The organism is Halomonas sp. AOP27-A1-41 (genome assembly GCF_052378605.1).
Taxonomy (GTDB): Bacteria; Pseudomonadota; Gammaproteobacteria; order Pseudomonadales; family Halomonadaceae; genus Vreelandella; species Vreelandella citrativorans.
In genome coordinates, this window is the sequence record NZ_JBQSXT010000003.1 from 51,228 (window position 1) to 69,436 (window position 18,209).

Sequence of the window (18,209 nt, forward strand, 5' to 3'; positions counted from 1 at the left end):
GGGGGGAGCTAACGCGAAGTACTGTCGACTATATCCACTACTACCATCATCAGCGGATCAAGCAGAAACCAAAAGGCCTGAGCCCCGTACAATACTGGACTCAGGCCATGACCGCTGGTTAAAGAAACCAACCGTCCAACTATTGAGGGTCAGTTCAGAAACCTGCTGGCGGTCGCTGGCGTTAGCGCAGGCCGAGCAGAGAAAGGATAAACAGTACAACGACGATTAGGCCTACGATATAGATAATATTACGCATGTTGGCACTCCTTGCTGGTTTGCGTTTTGGTTGAAATCAAAGGGTTGCTTACGCCCAGTAATGATTAAAGCCTAGCAGGCTTTTCAACTTTTTGCGTACTCACCACTATTTTCGTTTTAAAACAACACTTTACTCCACTTCAGACACACATTATGTCTTGTTCTTAAACGCTCGCTATCCTAAATAACAAGGTGACAAAGTCATCAACCAGGAAGGCGCGTTATGAAAAGGCTTATGCGAAGGTTTATCCAGGGAATGGGCTGCGCAATAGCGATAGGCGTCAGCCAAAGCATTGGCGCCAGCCCACCCGCGCCTGCTGCGTTTGCAGCGATGGATGATGAAGCTGGCAAGCTGTCACGCCTTCACAGCGTTGTGGTCGCTTACGACGGCGAGATTATCCACGAGCTTCACCAGGGTGGCCCCGGCGTTGCGCAGCCTGCCAATATCAAATCACTTTCCAAAACGGTGCTGGCGGCGATAACAGGCGCAGCTATTGAAGAGGGCATTATTGAATCCACCGAGCAGCGATTGGTAACGCTCTTGGATGAGCCATTGCCCGCCGGGCTGGACCCGCGCGTGGAAGACATTACCGTAGGGCATTTGTTGGCTCAGCAGGCGGGGCTTGAGCGTACATCCGGCGCTAACTACAGTGCTTGGGTGGCAAGCTCAAACTGGGTTAACGATGCCCTTACTCGCCCATTTGTCGATGAACCCGGCGGGCGGATGCTGTACTCCACCGGCACTAGCCACCTGCTTTCCGCAGCGCTTACCCAGGCAAGCGGTGAAACCACGCATGTGCTCGCACAACGCCTGCTGGGGGAGCCGCTTACTATTTCGATTCCCGCGTGGCCGCGTGACCCGCAAGGCATTTATTTTGGCGGCAACAACATGCAACTTTCGCCACGCGCGTTGATTGAGGTGGGTGAGCTTTATCGTAACGACGGCGTGATGGAGGGCGTGCGGCTATTGCCAGAGGGTTGGGTAGAGGCTTCATGGACACCCCGTGGCATCTCTGCCTGGACGGGTGATGGCTATGGGTATGGCTGGTTTATTACCGAACTCGCGGGGGAAGCGGTGTACTACGGGCGTGGCTATGGCGGGCAAGCGCTGTACGTGGTCCCTGAGCGCGATATGACCATCGTGATCACCGCAGACCCCACGCCGCCCTCCCCAGGCGGCCAATTTCAGCAACAGCTGCATCGCCTGGTCGAGGGCCTGCTCAGCGCACCTGAAGAACAGTAACGCAGGAAACTAATATGTTAGTGAGATACGCCGCCTCGTTCAGGCCCTTCTTGCGCTGTTCGGCGCTCTTCAACCTGTACTTCAACCTGTAGCTTGGTGCGAATAAAATCACTGTGGCTAACATGCAGTAAATCGGCCAGCCGCCGAATACGGTGCTCTTCAAGCGGGTCAACGCTGCCGTCGGCCCACGCCAGTTGCCACATCAGCGCCACCAGCTCGCAGCGCTGGTCGTAGTTATAGTGCTCTTTGATTAGGCTCACAAACTGGTAATGATCGACGGCCTCATCCACTTCTGCTTGTGCCAACGTCATCAGCTCTTCTACATCGCTTGTGCTGAGCTGGTAGCGCTCGGTAAGCATAAGACGCAGCGCGGCAAGCTCTTCATTGGTGGTGTCGTAATCGGCGCGGACGATTTCACACAGCAGTGCTGCGGTGGCCAGTTCCAGGGTGAGCGTTTGATTTTCGCGCTGCTCGGGCTGCGCAAGCGTGCGCTGGAAGAAATCACTAATAGCGTTCAGCATAAGGGGCTCCTGGGTTGCTACAGCATCGTCCTTACCTCAATCTTTCTTGGTAAGCTGCTCTCTTAACTGCTTGGGCACTTGCTTGATAATCAGGCGATCTTGAGTGGCGTCGTACTCGATGCTTGAGCCCAGCAGGTGGGAGTCAAAACTAATCGAGACACCGCCCGCTCGGCCGGTAAAGCGGCGGAACTGGCTTAAGGTGCGCTTATCGGGGGGAATCTCCGGCGAAAGCCCGTAATCGGCGTTGCGAATATGGTCGTAAAAGGCTTTCGGCTGCTGTTCGTCCACCAGCCCAGAAAGCTCTTCCAAGGTCATTGGCTCGCCACGGCGAAGCTGTTCATTAGCGTAGTCCACCAGCGTGTCGGTTTTTTCTCGACTCGCCTCGTCGTCGAAATCCTCTTTTTCCACATAGTCGCTGAAGGCCTTGAGCAGCGTGCGGGTTTCAGCGGGCGCATCAATTCCTTCTTCCATGCCCAACAGGGCTACCATGCCTTCGGCAAGCTTTTTACCGCCACGATCTTTCAAGAAAGAGACGTACTGCGCACCAGGCGACTCGCTCTGCCACTGGGTTAAATTGACCCGGGCCGCCAGGGTAAGCTGGCTGGTATTCAACTGCGCGGCAGGCACGGCCTGGTGAGTTTTGTTAATACCAATACCTTCACGCTGATGTACCAACGCGATAAACAGCGTTTCGGTGTCCCCCTGGCGCATGTGCGCAAGTAGCAAATAGCCACTGACGGATAGCTGCTCTTGTAGCTCACGCGCCAGGCGCTCAGCAATTGCGGTCGAAAGCTGGGTAAAGTCCTGGGCACCCGCACTATAATCGCGCAGCCAGGCAACTAGTGGGCCAGCCTGCTCGCCCTCTTCAGCAAAGCGCCCCCAACCTTTAGCCTTGGTGTTATACGTGTCGTTCAGCGTATTCACCAGGCTTGCCATGGCCGGGTCATCACTTTCGGCAAGCGATGGCGCAGCGGTTAGCGTTAAGCGTTCACCGTCAAGCGAAGGGTCCAGGCGGTGAACAATGCTTTGCAGTAATGGCATAAGGGCCTTGGCTCCTGGCGTCAATAAAAAGAAGTGCTATACAAAAAAATACTGCGCGTTAGGGTTTCAGGCGATAGCCGGTACGAAATATCCACGCAATAGTGGCCAGGCTCGCCAGTAAAAACAGGCTGATCATGGCCACACTGGCCACCACACTGACATCGCTAATCCCGTAGAAGCTCCACCGAAAGCCGCTGACCAGATACACCACGGGGTTAGCGAGCGTGACGGTCTGCCAGAAAGGGGGCAGCATATCTATCGAGTAGAAACTGCCGCCCAGAAAGGTCAGCGGCGTAATGATCAGCAAGGGCACAAGCTGCAGCTTGTCGAAGCCATCCGCCCAAATGCCGATAATGAACCCCAGCAAACTAAACGTGACGGCGGTGAGCACTAGAAACGTCAGCATCCAGAAGGGGTGCGCAATTTCCAGCGGCACAAAAAAACTCGATGTCCCAAGAATGATCAGCCCCAATAGAATCGACTTCGAGGCGGCCGCCCCTACATAGCCAATCACTATTTCAAGATAGGAGATGGGCGCCGATAAAATTTCATAGATACTGCCCGAAAACTTTGGAAAGAAGATCCCGAAAGAGGCGTTGGACACGCTTTGGGTCAACAGCATGAGCATAATCAGCCCAGGCACGATAAAGGCGCCGTAGCTGACCCCACCAATCTCACTGATACGCGAACCGATAGCCGCACCGAATACCACAAAGTAGAGCGAGGTTGAAATAACCGGCGACACAATGCTTTGCAATAACGTGCGCCGCGTACGCGCCATTTCTGCCATATAAATGGCGCGAACAGGATACAGGTTCATGCACGCTCCTTAACCAGGTCGACGAAAATATCCTCAAGCGAACTCTGCCGTGTATGCAGGTCTCTAAAGGCGATGCCTTCACGCTCAAGGTTCGCTAACAGCGCTGATATCTTGTGGCCCTCTTCATCCTGACGGCCATCATAGCTGTACACCAACTCATGCCCATCGGCGGCCAGACTTAACCCCGTTTGCTGAAAAGCGGCAGGTAGCGCCTTTAACGGCGTTTGCAGCTGAAGAATTAACTGCTTGCTGCCCAGCTTTTGCATCAAGGCCGCTTTCTCTTCCACCAGCACGATTTCACCTCGGTTAATCACCCCGATGCGGTCGGCCATCTCTTCGGCTTCTTCAATATAGTGGGTGGTGAGAATAATCGTGACGCCACTTTCGCGCAGCCCGCGAACCACTTCCCACATATCCCGGCGCAGCTCAACATCGACCCCCGCCGTTGGCTCATCCAAAAACAGAATGCGCGGCTCGTGAGAAAGCGCTTTGGCAATCAGCACACGGCGCTTCATTCCGCCGGAAAGGGTCATTAAGCGGTTATGACGTTTATCCCATAACGCCAGTGACTTAAGCACTTTTTCAATGTGCGCAGGGGCAGGCGCTTTACCAAACAGGCCACGGCTAAAACTGACCGTATTCCACACCGTTTCAAAGGCTTCGTTGGTCAATTCCTGAGGCACCAGGCCGATACGCTCACGCGCCTGGCGGTACTGGCTAACGCTATTAAAGCCGTCAATCACCACCTCGCCCTGGGTCGGGTTTACCAGCCCACATACCACGCTGATGAGGGTGGTTTTACCTGCCCCATTGGGGCCAAGCAGCGCAAAAATCTCACCACGCTGAATGGTGAGGTCCACCCGCGAGAGCGCTTGAAAGCCGCCTTCGTAGGTTTTATTCAGGCCGTTAATCGAAATAATAGGGTCGTTCATGGCTTTCTCCTCACACCGCAACGTAAACGCCACGACGCTGGAGGCGATTTAACGCGAGATTAAACATGCGATTCTGTCTGAAAAGTGACCGAGCATAAGCGCTTTTCAGGCAGGACCGAATGCCAAAGCGACAATAGCCGTGCAGACGTCTTATCGTATTGCACGGCTATAGAGACGCAACGTTTAGGTGCGGTCAGTGATTTCGAGCAGGTGATAACCAAACTGCGTTTTCACCGGGCCGTGTACCTGACCCAACTCACCGCTGAACACCACCTTGTCGAACTCAGGCACCATTTGGCCGGGGCCGAAGCTACCCAAGTCGCCGCCCTGGCGGCCAGAAGGGCAGCTAGAGTGCTGCTTGGCGACATCGGCAAAGTCACGGCCGTTTTCGATTTCCTGTTTAAGCGCTAAACACTGCTCTTCACTGCTAACCAAAATATGACGGGCGCTGGCGTTTGCCATAACAACCTCCTGCCTGTATCAATGAAATGAAGCCGCTAGTTTATCACGCTCGCTTGGCGGCGGGTGTACCTGCGACACAGCATGCTCAAGGTTTCCCAAGCGCACCGCTATAGCGTAACGCATCGCCTACTCGCGCCAACGCACGTTCATGGTCATTCACTGCTACCGGCCCCCGGCTGCAAGCAACGATCACCCAGGGGCCATTAGCCTCTTCGTGCGAAGCAATGCCCGCATCGCAACTACGCCGATGCTGGGTACCGGTTTTATGCGCAAAACGGATGGTGTCGCCCAACCCGGCCGTTAGTCGATTACTGCCCGATGTTGTTCGCTGCATTATCTCCAGAAGTGCCTGGCTCGGCTGGGCACCTAAACCACCACTCGCTGCCTCTTTATACACACTTGCCAACAGGTCGCCGTAGGCACGCAGCGTGCCGACGTTTTCACCGGTCGCCTCATAGGCATCGAACGCGTGGTCATAGTCAGGTTGCTTGAGCGTGGAGGGGTCAACATCCAGCCGCTGAGCCAGCGCCGCCGCACGCTGGCTTAACCGGTGCTGGCGCAAGGCGATAAAATCCATGCCGCCCAGCGTTCGCGCATCAGGGTGTAACTGCCCATAAACGCCCTGACGAACGCCAACCAGTTTGGTAATCGGGCCGATATCGTCAGGGTTGCCTCCACTATCCGCAATCATTGTTCTCGCCCGAGCACTGACGTCAGCAAGGCCCACGCGGTCAATCAACATATCGGATGCCGTGTTATCACTGACGGTAACCATCTGTTCAAGCAAGTAGCGAATCGAGATCGGCGTCCCCGGGTCGTGCCAGATCACGGGGCCCGCACCATCCACAAAGTCACTGCGAGAAAGCGTTAAGCGCTCATCCAGCGACAGCGTGCCTGCTTGACGTTCAGCAAGCACTTGGGCGGCAATAGGCACTTTTACCAACGAGGCCAAATACCAGGGCCTGTCCGCGTGCCATGAGTAGGCTTCTCCGGTGGCCAGGTTTTGTACATACACCCCTAACGTGCCTTCAAAGATGCCCTCAATAGCGGCGACTCGGGCATTCAAGTCAGCCTGCCATGTACTCTGTTTATCGACCTCGTAGTACCAGTTCGTCTCAAAAGCCTGTGTCTCACATTCCTGTGTTTGAGCACCGTCGGCATAGGCTGGCAGTGCCATTAAACACACTATGGCTAGCAGCCAGCGTTGCCATTGTTGCTGTCGTTGCAAACCATGTCCTCTTAGCGGTGCGCTGCGATCCAACGTGTCACCCAAATCCACCCGGCGGCGCCCAGTATCAACACGCCGCTAATCGCCAGCGCCTGTGGATAGGTATACATGCCCTCGCCTTGCAGCAAAAAGCGCAGCACGAGAAAGATCATCACAATATGAAAAATAAACGCTTTTAGCGCATCGCTGCCGACCACGGTGAGCGGCAAAAGTGCCCTGGCAGCAGCCGCTCCACCGGCCAGTGCCAATGCGAGCAAAATAAGCGCGCCACCTACACTAAACAGCATGAACTCCAGGCCAGGCGGATGTTTGCCTGTGTTATTGGCAACGGCCATCATGGCGGCATACACACGCTCATCCGCCAACGCGAGACCATAAAACGCCATTACCATTAACGCGCCTGCCGCCAGCAGTATTAACACCAAGCGGCGGCGCAAGTGAGCCGTAAAGTAACAGCGCAATAGCGCTTCACCTACCAATAATCCCACCAGGATAAGGGGCGCCCGGCTAATCTGCCCCCAGACATAGTGGTCTGGGTGGTCGACCAGTAAGGCTTTCAGGATATCGTTACCGCCAAAGCTAAGCCCTTGTAACCAGGCAGAAAGCGCCGTTAAGCCAATCAGTGTGGCAATCCGGCTCCAAAGAGGTGCCCGTGCCCATAGCGGTAGAATAAGCGGCACCCAAAGCAGGGCAATGGCATAAAAGCCTAAAATCTCGACCCAGATCCCAAAGCGCCCATAAAGCAGCGTATCGACAATATCACCAGGGGTACTAAACGGAAGCATCTCGATAATAATGAGTGCCTTGTACCAGAACCACACTTCAATCGCGCGTAGCCATAGTTTAAGGCGCCGTTTAGGCCAATCATCGCTTTGAGTGTGTGAAAGAAAGGCCACTGCCAAGGCAATGCCAAATACCAAAATAAACAGTGATGAGGAAAATTTGGTTAATAGATGGATAGGTACCATGCCCCAGTCAGGCACATTACGTATGCCTATCAGCCCACTAACCGTGTGGCTGACAATCATTAAGCCAATCGCGATGCCTCGCGCCAAATCAATAGCCGCGATTCGCCCTTCCGCTTTAGGAAGCTGCGGCGCCTCTTTCCAGTTCACCACGATACAGGCTTCCTTATAGTCATAACGGGCCAAGGGATAAGTAATGCTAACAATAGACGATAAGGCAACAACTTTTGCCTTGGGCTTTAAACGCAAAATGCCCCGCAGGCGGCGGGGCATTTTGTGGCTCATCCGTAAGCCAGAGCAAGCGTTATTCCATTAGCGGGTTAATTACCACTGGGTGTCGTCATCGCCATCAGTGGTTTCGTACTCCTGCTCCTCTTCCTCTTCTTCATAGGTGAATTCTTGCTCTTCCTCTTCATACTCAGTGGTTACATCTTGATCTTGCTGCTCAGTGTCATACGAATTAAAACTGCCTTGCTCGTCCTGCGTCGTCTCTTCTTGCGGCACGGGCTCTTGCTCAGTACCACTTTCCATTTCAGCAAACGCAAGAGGGCTTGCGATCAGACCAAACGATACACCTAAAATACCTAGTTTTTTCAGAGCTTCCATTTTCATGTCGTGCCTCCTAAGTAATCTGCTTTCTGTTGCTTCGTAAAAATAAATCAAACAAGGAACATCTAGCCAAGAACCAACCATCATCCTGATGCTGCGTTCTTGTCCTGATTACTGCACACGTCGTACCAGGTTTTTCTAAAAAACAAAAAACATATATAAAGTCAAAAACTTAAACTCAACAAGAGCATGCCAACCTATTGATTTTATGAAATATATTTAATAGTTTACTGTTTAACTGTGGCACATGAGCCCGCTTTGGTCATGCCAGGTGCGGTTAATGGCTTCGTCATTTAGGTTTTAAATGAAAACGGGCAGCGACTGATCCACAAACACAATAGACCTTCCCAACAGCTGGCATCAGAACATCCATCTTGAGCAACAGGATGCTGAGGGAAGTGCGTAGACAACATGTGCAAAATACAATAAAAAGTTCAGGAAGGAGGCCCTGCCCAGGCCGCTCCCACCATCGATCATAGTTAAAAAATCATCAGGAAATTCTTATCAGTGCGAATGACGCGGCACGTCAGAGCCTCGACAGCCGATCAGGAAGTCAAAGTCACAGCCTTCATCGGCTTGCAGCACTCGCTCAATATAGAGCTGGCGATAGCCGCCCTGGCTTGCGATAAGGGTCGAGGCCGCCGTGGCATCAAACGCGGCGAGACGTGCCTGAATCTCCTCTTCACTGACGTCCAGGTGCAGCCGGCCGCTGGCGCAGTCCAATTCAATCCAGTCGCCGTTACGCACCACGGCCAAGGGGCCACCCGCAGCAGCTTCGGGTGCCACGTGCAGCACCACGGTGCCATAAGCGGTTCCACTCATGCGCGCATCAGAGATACGCACCATATCGGTAACGCCCTGAGCAAGGATCTTGGGCGGTAGCCCCATATTGCCGACTTCGGCCATGCCGTGATAACCGCGAGGCCCGCAGTGTTTCATCACCAGGATATCGTTGGCTTCAACGTCCAGGTCCGGATCATTGATGCGCGCTTTGTAATCGTCGAAGTCTTCAAACACGACGGCACGACCACGGTGCTGCATCAGTTCGGCGGTCGCTGCCGAGGGCTTTAACACCGCGCCATTGGGTGCAAGATTGCCGCGCAGCACACAGATACCGCCATCTGCGGTCAGCGGGTTATCCAGCGGACGAATCACATCGTCGTTATAAAGCGGGGCGTCCTTGACGTTTTCCCACAGGGTTTTACCGTTAACGGTGAGAGCGTCTTTAAAGGGCAGACGATCGGCATCCCCCAAGCGCTTTAGCACGGCGGGCAGGCCCCCGGCGTAGTAGAACTCTTCCATCAAATAACGCCCGGAGGGCTGTAAATCTACCACCGTGGGCGTACCGCGCCCCACCCGGCTCCAATCGTCCAGCTTAAGGTCTACCCCCATCCGCCCGGCAATCGCTTTCAGGTGGATCACCGCGTTAGTGGAGCCGCCAATCGCTGCGTTGGTACGAATGGCATTCTCAAACGCTTCTTTTGTAAGAATTTTGGAGAGTTTTAAGTCTTCATTAACCATCTCGACAATGCGGTTACCGGAAAGGTGCGCAAGCACATAACGGCGTGAATCCACCGCAGGAATTGCCGCATTGTGAGGTAGTGAGGTGCCCAGGGATTCCGCCATACAGGCCATGGTAGACGCGGTCCCCATGGTGTTACAGGTGCCCGCCGAGCGTGACATGCCCGCTTCAGCGGCCATAAAGTCGTGCAATGAAATCTCGCCCGCTTTGACCTGCTCAGAAAGCTGCCAGACCACGGTACCCGAACCAATATCCTTGCCTTTGTGCTTGCCGTTAAGCATGGGGCCGCCGGTCACGACGATGGTGGGAATATCACAGCTCGCCGCGCCCATTAACAGCGCTGGGGTCGTTTTATCACAACCTACCAGCAGCACCACTGCATCAATCGGGTTACCACGAATCGCCTCTTCAACATCCATGCTGGCAAGGTTACGGGTAAACATTGCGGTCGGGCGGAGGTTGGATTCACCGCTGGAGAAGACCGGGAATTCCACCGGGTAGCCACCCGCTTCCAGTATGCCCTGCTTTACATGCTCCGCTAGCTTGCGAAAGTGAGCGTTGCAAGGCGTCAGCTCCGACCAGGTATTACAGATCCCGATAATCGGCTTGCCCTGGAATTCATGGTCGGGAATGCCTTGGTTTTTCATCCAGCTGCGGTACATAAAGCCGTTTTTATCGGCGGTTCCAAACCACTGGGCAGAGCGTAGGGGCGGCTTTCGTTCAGACATGGACGTCTCTCCGTACAATTCGGTAAAAGATAGAAACAAAACAGGAAAAAAGTGTCGTTAGGCGCGCTGGCGTCGCGTCTGTTTCCAGCGGTCAAACATTACCGCCAGTAGCAGAATTGCCCCACGTACTAGGTACTGGTAGAACGTTGGTACGTTGAGTAGCCCCATGGCGTTCTGCACGCAACCCATAATCAGTACGCCGACGACTACACCGGTGATAGTGGCAACGCCGCCCGATAGCGCCACCCCACCCAGTACACAGGCAGAAATCACCGCAAGCTCTAGCCCCATGGAGGTATTGGGATCGCCCAAGCCCATCCGCGAGGCCAGTAACACGCCCACTACGCCCGCAACAACGCCTTGTAAACCAAAGACAATAATCTTGAGTCGGCGGACATTGACCCCCGCGAGCGACGCGGCCTCCGAGTTACCGCCCGTGGCCAGCACATTGCGTCCGAAGGCGGTCATATTGAGCACCACACCGAAGATGACAAAGCAGGCCAACATGGTCCACACCGGCAGCGTCAGGCCTAGAAATGAAGCGCTACCCAGGTCAAAGAAACCCGGCACGGTAATCATCACCGCGTCGCCGCCCGAGGTGATATAGGCCAGCCCGCGTACAAACTCCATCGCTGCCAACGTGGCAATCAGCGAGTTAATACCAAACCTGGCAATCACAAACCCGTTAAAGGCCCCCACCGCGCCCCCGGCAACAACGCCACCTATAACGCCGATAAAAACGCTACCGGTGCTAGAGGTCACAACCGCTGCCACTACCCCCGCAAACGCCACGATTGAGGCCACCGAAAGGTCCACCTCGCCCAGCGCCAACACCAGCATCATGGTGGTCGCTAGGCTGCCTATCAGGGTGATCGAAAGCAGCAGCCCCACCATGTTTCGCCCGGTAAGAAAGTCGGGGATAAACACCGCCAAGGCGATAAAGAGCAGCATAAAAACGGCGATCAGCCCAGAGGTGTCCAACAGCGTGCGCAGCGGTTTAACGAGCCCTTGGCGCCCCGCAGGGCGCGTTGGCTCAACACCTTCTTGGGTTAATTTGTTCGATGTCATCACAGGTGTCCTGAACGTGTTCGATAATGGGTACCGCTTAGGCGGGTAGTGCCAGGCCTAATAGTCGTTCGGGCGTGGCGGCGTCTCTTGGCACCACGTCGACCAGCTCACCGTCGCGCATCACTGCGATGCGGTCACAGATGGAGCTAACTTCGGCAAGGTCGCTGGAAATCACGACAATGCTTTTCCCCTGCTCGGCCAGGTCGTAAAGCAGGCTATAAATGTCTCTACGCGCGCCTACATCAATCCCGCGCGTGGGCTCGTCCATTACGAAAAGGTCAATCTCTTCCGCGAGCCAGCGGGCCAAAATTACCTTTTGCTGATTGCCCCCGGATAGCTTGCCTATCGGTGCCCGATAGCTGGGGGTTTTAACGCTAAGCTGCTGAATATAGGCTTCAGCATTGCGTCGCTCGCGGCCAGGGTGACGGAAAACACCCCAGCGCTTAAAAAACCGCCGACAGCTGATATTGAGGTTGTCGGCAACACTCGCCACGGGGAAAATCCCTTGAGATTTACGGTCCTCCGGGCACATGGCGATACCGGCACGAATCGCCTCTGCGGGACTTTTAAAGCGTCGCGATTCGCCCTGGAACGTCACACTACCCGCTTTAGGCGCTTCCACCCCGCATACCAGCCGCAATAGCTCACTGCGACCGGCGCCTACCAGGCCAAACAAGCCAAATACCTCGCCACGCTTCACGGAGAAGCTAACCGGCGCATTCAGGCCGCGCCCTTGAATCTCGTCAACAGACAGCACCACATCGCCCTGCTCGCGGGCGCGATAGCCGTACACGTCATCGATGTCCCGCCCCACCATCTCGCTAACCAATAGATCATGCGTCAGCTGCGACATATCTTCGTGGGTACGAATATGCTGGCCGTCGCGAAAGATAGTGACCGCATCGCACATCTCAAACACTTCTTCCATGCGATGGGTCACGTAGAGCACCACCCGCCCCTCGTCACGCAGGCGTTTGACGATGCGTTTAAGCTGACGGATTTCCTGAATGGAAAGGCTACTGGTAGGTTCATCGAAAGCGATAACGCGGGCATCACGCAGCAATGCACGGCCAATCTCAATCATCTGCTGCTGGCCGATAGAGAGATCACGCACCTTGGTCGAGGGATGAATGTCACCCTCGCCAAGGTCAGCCAGAATCGCCAGCGCCCTTTCCCGCAACGTTCGCCGGTTCACAAACCCCTGACGCGTAGGCAGCTGGCCCAGCAGCAGGTTTTCAGCGACCGACATATTGGGCGAGAGCGTTAGCTCCTGGTAGATAATGGCGATCCCTTCGCGCAATGCTTCACGGGCGTTGCTGAACACGTGGCGCTGTCCATCAATCCAGAGAGCCCCCTCTGCAGTGCGGTTCACCCCGCTAAGCACCTTAAGCAACGTCGACTTACCCGCGCCGTTTTCGCCCATCAGCGCATGCACCTGACCGGTATGAGCAGCAAAGCTCACCCCATACAGCGCGCGCACTCCAGGGAATACAACACTGATATTGTCAAAGCGAAGATATGGATCAGACATACGTGAGCACTCCACCAAATAGCCCGTCACAAAAAGTCAGTTACAGACCGAGCGCGTCGCGCACTTCTTCCCAGTTATCACGCGTCATTAACGTGCCGGACGTTTCTGTAATCGCCTGAGGCTCCTGGTCTTCGCTGATCCAGCGGTAAAGGTCTTCAGCCGTTTGTCGACCGTGCATGGTAGAACTCACCGCAACGGTGCCGTGGAAGCCCGTGGGGTTGTCGCGGGAAAACTCAGCAAATGCCGCGCCTGAACCATTGATGCCCACCCCAATGACATCCTCAGCGGCCAGGCCGTACTGTTCGGTCGCCCGAACGCCCCCCAGCACACTCTCTTCATTTAGCGCGTAGATTATCCAGTGCTCATAATCACCGCGCTGAGAAAGCACCGGTGATGCAGCGGAAAATGCACCACTCGTATCCGTACTTTGTTGAGGCGCATCGAAGATGTTCTCTTCGGGGAAGCCTGAAGCAAGCAGCGCTTGGGTCGCTCCATCCGTCCGTTCAACGGCAGTCGGTAGCTCGTTATTGGTAATACGCAGCGCACCTACGTTCTCAACATCCCAGCCACGGGCTTCCATCTCGGCGGCAATTGCCTCACCAACCTGCTGGCCAATTTTGGTGCCGGACATACCCAGGTGCGGTACGCCTTCCATAGGCTCACCACTGGCGTTAACAAACTGGTCATCGACGGTCACCACTTTCATGCCGTACTGTTCGGCGCGATTCATGATCGCAGGCCCAAGACGTACATCTGGCGGGCAAATGACAAACCCTTGAGCGCCTTGTGAGTAAAGGTTATCAATCGCGCTAAGCACCTCTTGACCATCTTCACCACCCAGACGAACAACCTGGAAGCCAAGCTCCTCGCCCGCCTCTGTAGCGGCGCGCTGTTCGTTAATAAACCAGGCTTGTTCCGGCTTTTTGACGATAAAGCCCATCTTCACGTCGTCCTGTGCCTGCACAGAACCCAGCGAGGCCAGCATGACGGCGCTACCCAGCGCCAGGCGCGTAAACGTGGTTACGATGCTCATTGTTGTGCTCCTGATGTTCCAATTATTATTGATGTTATTGCTGCAATCACTGTCTGCTGCTCGTCAGGCACTTGGCTAGGCGTCCATATCGTCCTGGGCAGAGAAGCGGAAGATGGTACGTGAACGGTAGGTCTCTCCTGGCTGTAGCACCGTGCTGGGAAAGGCATCCTGATTAGGCGAATCGGGAAAATGCTGCGTTTCCAGTGCAAAGCCAGAGCGCTGTGGATAGGCATTGCCACTTTTGCCCGTTAAATCACCGGCCAAAAAATTCCCCGAATAAAATTGAATACCTGGCTCAGTGGTTTCAATTTCCAGCAGCCGTCCACTTTGTGGCTCCCACACCCTAGCGGCCATCACCAGATCGCCTTGCTCGGCGTTATCTCGGTTAAGCACAAAGTTATGGTCGTAGCCCTGCCCAAAGCGCAGTTGATCGTTATCTTGCTCAATACGCTCGCCAATCGACGTGGCCTGGGTAAAATCGAACGGCGTGCCTTCAACAGGCTGCAGCTCGCCCGTCGGAATCAATGATTCACTCACCGGGGTAAAGGCATCGGCATTGAGCATAAGCTGATGATCAAGGATGGAGTCGTTTCCTTCACCCTTAAGGTTGAAGTAACTGTGCTGGGTAAGATTGACGGGCGTTGCCTTGTCGGTCTCGGCCTGGTAATCGACAATCAGTTCATTTTGATCGGTAAGGGTATACGTCACTTCAACCGTCAGCTCTCCAGGATAGCCCTCTTCGCCATCCTCACTGACATAGCTCAACACCAGCCCCGTCCCTTCCTCATTTTCAAAAGGCTCGGCCTGCCAGAGCACACGATCAAACCCTTGCTCGCCGCCGTGCAGGTGGTTATCACCATCGTTGGTGGCTAACGAGTAAGTTTCACCCTCCAGCGCAAACTGACCTTCGGCGATACGGTTGCCGTAGCGGCCGATGAGTGCGCCAAAGTAGGGATTAGCTTGCTGGTAAGTGTCAGACAGATAACCATCCAGCGATTCAAAACCCAGCGCGATATCGTCAATGTTTCCGTCTACGTCAGGTACTTTCAGGGATACGATTGTGCCCCCGTAATTAATGACCTGAAGCTCAACGCCATTGGCGTTCGTCAGCCGGTAGCTTTGCACCTCACGGCCGTCCGGCAACTGGCCGAACGTCGATTGTTCGACGGCGTTCTCTGCTTTACTGTTCGCCATGGGTTCCTTATCACTTTGGGCCTGGGCTACGTTTGTCATCAGCGCGATGACGCCTGCGCTCAGTAACAATCTTGAGCCAACGCTACCTGTATGAGAGGGCATGGTGTTCCTCCTGTTAACATCGTTATTGTTATTCGTGCGGTATGCGGTTCACTACCAGGTTCATTACCAATTTTTCCACTACACGCCCTACACTAGACAGCTCTTAGATAACTAACCAATATAGGAACACGTTAATTCCGATACACTTATTGTTATCAAAAGCACTGAAAGGCTTATTCCATGAGCGTTCTTGACAGTAACTGGTTTCTCAACGCTCGACTAAAGTTGCGTCATTTTCAGCTATTTTTGGCGCTTGACGAGCACCGCAACCTGCATCGTGCCGCTGCCCAACTCAACATGAGCCAGCCCGCAGCCTCAAAACTACTCAGCGACCTGGAAGCCAAGCTGGGGATTCGCCTTTTCGAGCGCCACCCACGTGGTTTAACACCCAACTGGTATGGCGAAATCATGATTCGCCACGCGCATAGCGTGCTGTCGGCATTGCGGCATACCGGTGAGGAGTTAACCGCCTTACGCGACGGAAATATGGGCACCGTGGCAGTGGGAACAGTCATGGCACCCGCCGTTACGCTACTCACCAGCGCTATCGAGCGGGTACATAGAGACCGGCCGGGGCTTAAAATCAGTGTGGATGTGGATGTCAGCAAAGCGCTGGTGCCACGTTTGCTGGAAGGTGAGCTGGATTTCGCCATTACGCGTATCCCATCAGGCGTGGATGTAGAGCGCTTCGTATTTGAAGAAATTGGCGAAGAAGAGCTGTGCTTTGTGTGTCGAGAAGGGCATCCGCTAGCGGGCAAAACTCCACTGAGCCTCACTGATATGGCCGCCTACCCGTGGTCTTTACAGCCACCCGGCGCGCTGATGCGTCAACGGGTAGATAGTCTGTTTTTACATCATCAGGTAGCACCGCCAAGTCAGGTCGTCGACACCGCGGATGTATTTGTATCTTTAGCACTGGTCGATAAATCCAACACCATTACGGTGACCACACGCGAAACGGCGGACCTGCTTTGCGCCCCTCAGCGCTTTCATCTCCTCCCATTCAGTGAAACGCTCAGCGTACAGCCTTATGGTCTGGTCAGCTTACGCCACCAGCGGCTCTCGCCGGGGGCTGCAGTACTGATGAGCACTCTGCGCGAAATAATCGCCCACAATGCTCAACTGAAAAATAGCCATCGGTAAACGGAGCCAGCTATCTGTGCCTGGTCTTAGCGCTTGACCTTAGCACTTAGACTTAGTGTGAGTGCCGCGGCACTTCCGAACCCCGACAGCCGACCAGGAAGTCAAAGTCACAGCCCTCATCCGCCTGTAGCACATGCTCGATATAAAGCTGGCGGTAGCCGCCCTGACTTGCGATTAGCGTTGAGGCTTCTGTCGGGTCACTTTCGGCCAGGCGTGCGGTAAGTTCGGCGTCGCTAATATCCAGATGCAGCCGCCCGCTGGCGCAGTCGAGTTCGATCATATCGCCGTTGCGTACCGCGGCTAACGGACCACCCGCCGCGGCTTCCGGGGCCACATGCAGCACTACGGTGCCATAGGCGGTGCCGCTCATCCGGGCGTCGGAGATACGCACCATATCGGTCACCCCCTGGGCAAGGATCTTGGGCGGCAGGCCCATATTGCCGACTTCCGCCATGCCGTGATAGCCGCGTGGCCCGCAGTGCTTCATGACCAGAATATCGTTGGCTTCAACGTCCAGGTCCGGGTCGTTGATGCGTGCCTTGTAATCGTCGAAGTCTTCAAACACAACCGCACGACCACGATGTTGCATCAACTCGGCGGTTGCCGCGGAGGGCTTTAATACCGCGCCATTCGGCGCCAGGTTGCCACGCAGTACGCAAATCCCGCCATCTGCGGTGAGCGGATTATCCAGCGGGCGGATGACCTCGTCGTTATACAGCGGGGCGTCCTTGACGTTTTCCCACAGGGTTTTGCCGTTGACGGTTAATGCATCCTTAAAGGGTAAGCGATCCGCCTCGCCCAGGCGTTTGAGCACGGCGGGCAGGCCCCCCGCGTAGTAGAACTCCTCCATCAAGAAGTGCCCTGAAGGCTGCAGATCGACCACCGTAGGCGTACCACGTCCTACCCGGCTCCAGTCATCTAATTGAAGATCGACCCCAATCCGCCCGGCGATGGCCTTGAGGTGAATCACGGCGTTGGTCGAGCCGCCTATGGCGGCGTTGGTGCGGATGGCGTTATCAAAGGCTTCTTTAGTTAGTATTTTGGAGAGTCTCAAGTCTTCATTGACCATCTCGACAATCCGGTTGCCCGAGAGGTGGGCGAGCACGTAGCGGCGCGAATCCACCGCCGGAATCGCGGCGTTGTGGGGTAGCGAAGTGCCTAATGACTCAGCCATGCAAGCCATGGTGGAGGCGGTACCCATGGTGTTACAGGTTCCTGCCGAGCGTGACATGCCCGCCTCAGCGGCCATAAAGTCGTGCAGCGAAATCTCACCGGCCTTGACCTGCTCAGAAAGTTGCCAGACCACAGTGCCCGAACCGATGTCCTTGCCCTTGTGCTTACCGTTGAGCATCGGCCCGCCGGTGACCACGATAGTGGGGATATCGCAGCTCGCCGCGCCCATTAATAGTGCCGGAGTGGTTTTATCACAGCCGACCAGCAGTACCACTGCATCAATCGGGTTGCCACGAATAGCTTCTTCTACATCCATACTCGCCAGGTTGCGGGTAAACATCGCAGTGGGGCGCAGGTTCGATTCGCCGTTGGAGAACACCGGAAATTCGACTGGGTAGCCTCCCGCCTCTAATACCCCTTTCTTCACATGCTCAGCCAGCTTACGAAAGTGGGCGTTGCAGGGCGTGAGTTCCGACCAGGTATTGCAGATACCGATGATCGGCTTACCCTGAAACTCGTGGTCGGGAATCCCTTGGTTTTTCATCCAGCTGCGGTACATAAAACCGTTCTTGTCGGCAGTGCCAAACCACTGGGCTGAACGTAGATAAGGTTTATTTTCTTTAGATGCATCGCTCATTA

Annotated in this window: 16 protein-coding genes and 1 pseudogene; 3 read left to right on the forward strand and 14 right to left on the reverse strand. The window is 55.0% G+C overall.

Annotation, left to right across the window (positions count from 1 at the left end):
• Positions 1-17: 17 nt before the first annotated feature.
• A pseudogene (locus tag ACT3TC_RS03430) lies at positions 18-122 on the forward strand (IS3 family transposase); the annotation flags it as partial.
• Between the two features lie 356 nt (positions 123-478).
• The gene (locus ACT3TC_RS03435; protein ID WP_444639122.1) at positions 479-1,498 is read left to right on the forward strand and encodes a serine hydrolase domain-containing protein; all 1,020 of its coding nucleotides are present in this window, start codon (positions 479-481) and stop codon (positions 1,496-1,498) included.
• 17 nt (positions 1,499-1,515) lie between these two features.
• Here ACT3TC_RS03435 and ACT3TC_RS03440 read toward each other — a convergent pair whose 3' ends face one another.
• From ACT3TC_RS03440 to ACT3TC_RS03500, 13 genes are all read right to left on the reverse strand, one after another.
• Positions 1,516-2,019, reverse strand: coding sequence for a tellurite resistance TerB family protein (locus tag ACT3TC_RS03440; protein ID WP_193054291.1), 504 nt, complete (start codon positions 2,017-2,019; stop codon positions 1,516-1,518).
• Between the two features lie 36 nt (positions 2,020-2,055).
• A complete protein-coding gene (yejK, locus tag ACT3TC_RS03445; protein ID WP_444639123.1) occupies positions 2,056-3,060 on the reverse strand; it encodes a nucleoid-associated protein YejK in 1,005 nt (334 codons plus the stop codon).
• A 58-nt stretch (positions 3,061-3,118) separates the two neighbouring features.
• On the reverse strand, positions 3,119-3,880 hold the full coding sequence (locus ACT3TC_RS03450; protein WP_172119068.1) for an ABC transporter permease: 762 nt from the start codon (positions 3,878-3,880) through the stop codon (positions 3,119-3,121).
• Positions 3,877-4,812, reverse strand: coding sequence for an ABC transporter ATP-binding protein (locus ACT3TC_RS03455; protein ID WP_193056716.1), 936 nt, complete (start codon positions 4,810-4,812; stop codon positions 3,877-3,879). Before ACT3TC_RS03455 ends, ACT3TC_RS03450 begins: the two co-directional genes overlap by 4 nt.
• A 183-nt stretch (positions 4,813-4,995) precedes the next feature.
• On the reverse strand, positions 4,996-5,274 hold the full coding sequence (locus ACT3TC_RS03460) for a peptidylprolyl isomerase (protein WP_087111190.1): 279 nt from the start codon (positions 5,272-5,274) through the stop codon (positions 4,996-4,998).
• A gap of 85 nt (positions 5,275-5,359) precedes the next feature.
• Positions 5,360-6,502 carry a serine hydrolase gene (locus ACT3TC_RS03465; RefSeq protein WP_444639124.1) on the reverse strand — a complete coding sequence of 381 codons (1,143 nt, stop codon included), beginning with the start codon at positions 6,500-6,502 and terminating at the stop codon, positions 5,360-5,362.
• Positions 6,503-6,513: 11 nt separating this feature from the next.
• The gene (locus tag ACT3TC_RS03470) at positions 6,514-7,620 is read right to left on the reverse strand and encodes an acyltransferase family protein (protein WP_444639236.1); all 1,107 of its coding nucleotides are present in this window, start codon (positions 7,618-7,620) and stop codon (positions 6,514-6,516) included.
• A gap of 171 nt (positions 7,621-7,791) precedes the next feature.
• Positions 7,792-8,079, reverse strand: coding sequence for a hypothetical protein (locus tag ACT3TC_RS03475; protein WP_444639125.1), 288 nt, complete (start codon positions 8,077-8,079; stop codon positions 7,792-7,794).
• Positions 8,080-8,580: 501 nt separating this feature from the next.
• Positions 8,581-10,326 carry an IlvD/Edd family dehydratase gene (locus tag ACT3TC_RS03480; RefSeq protein WP_444639126.1) on the reverse strand — a complete coding sequence of 582 codons (1,746 nt, stop codon included), beginning with the start codon at positions 10,324-10,326 and terminating at the stop codon, positions 8,581-8,583.
• Positions 10,327-10,383: 57 nt separating this feature from the next.
• Positions 10,384-11,394 carry an L-arabinose ABC transporter permease AraH gene (araH, locus tag ACT3TC_RS03485; protein ID WP_172117992.1) on the reverse strand — a complete coding sequence of 337 codons (1,011 nt, stop codon included), beginning with the start codon at positions 11,392-11,394 and terminating at the stop codon, positions 10,384-10,386.
• Between the two features lie 37 nt (positions 11,395-11,431).
• On the reverse strand, positions 11,432-12,925 hold the full coding sequence (gene araG, locus ACT3TC_RS03490; RefSeq protein WP_444639128.1) for an L-arabinose ABC transporter ATP-binding protein AraG: 1,494 nt from the start codon (positions 12,923-12,925) through the stop codon (positions 11,432-11,434).
• Between the two features lie 40 nt (positions 12,926-12,965).
• Positions 12,966-13,958: an arabinose ABC transporter substrate-binding protein gene (locus ACT3TC_RS03495; protein ID WP_444639129.1), complete on the reverse strand. Its 993-nt coding sequence runs from the start codon at positions 13,956-13,958 to the stop codon at positions 12,966-12,968.
• 75 nt (positions 13,959-14,033) lie between these two features.
• A complete protein-coding gene (locus tag ACT3TC_RS03500) occupies positions 14,034-15,254 on the reverse strand; it encodes an aldose epimerase family protein (RefSeq protein WP_444639130.1) in 1,221 nt (406 codons plus the stop codon).
• Between the two features lie 180 nt (positions 15,255-15,434).
• Between ACT3TC_RS03500 and ACT3TC_RS03505 the strand changes: the two genes are divergently transcribed.
• Positions 15,435-16,397 (forward strand): LysR substrate-binding domain-containing protein, encoded by a 963-nt coding sequence (locus ACT3TC_RS03505; protein WP_172117988.1) that lies wholly within the window; start codon positions 15,435-15,437, stop codon positions 16,395-16,397.
• A gap of 52 nt (positions 16,398-16,449) precedes the next feature.
• Here ACT3TC_RS03505 and ACT3TC_RS03510 read toward each other — a convergent pair whose 3' ends face one another.
• Positions 16,450-18,207, reverse strand: a complete 1,758-nt coding sequence (locus ACT3TC_RS03510; RefSeq protein WP_172117987.1) for an IlvD/Edd family dehydratase — start codon at positions 18,205-18,207, stop codon at positions 16,450-16,452.
• Between the last annotated feature and the right edge of the window lie 2 nt (positions 18,208-18,209).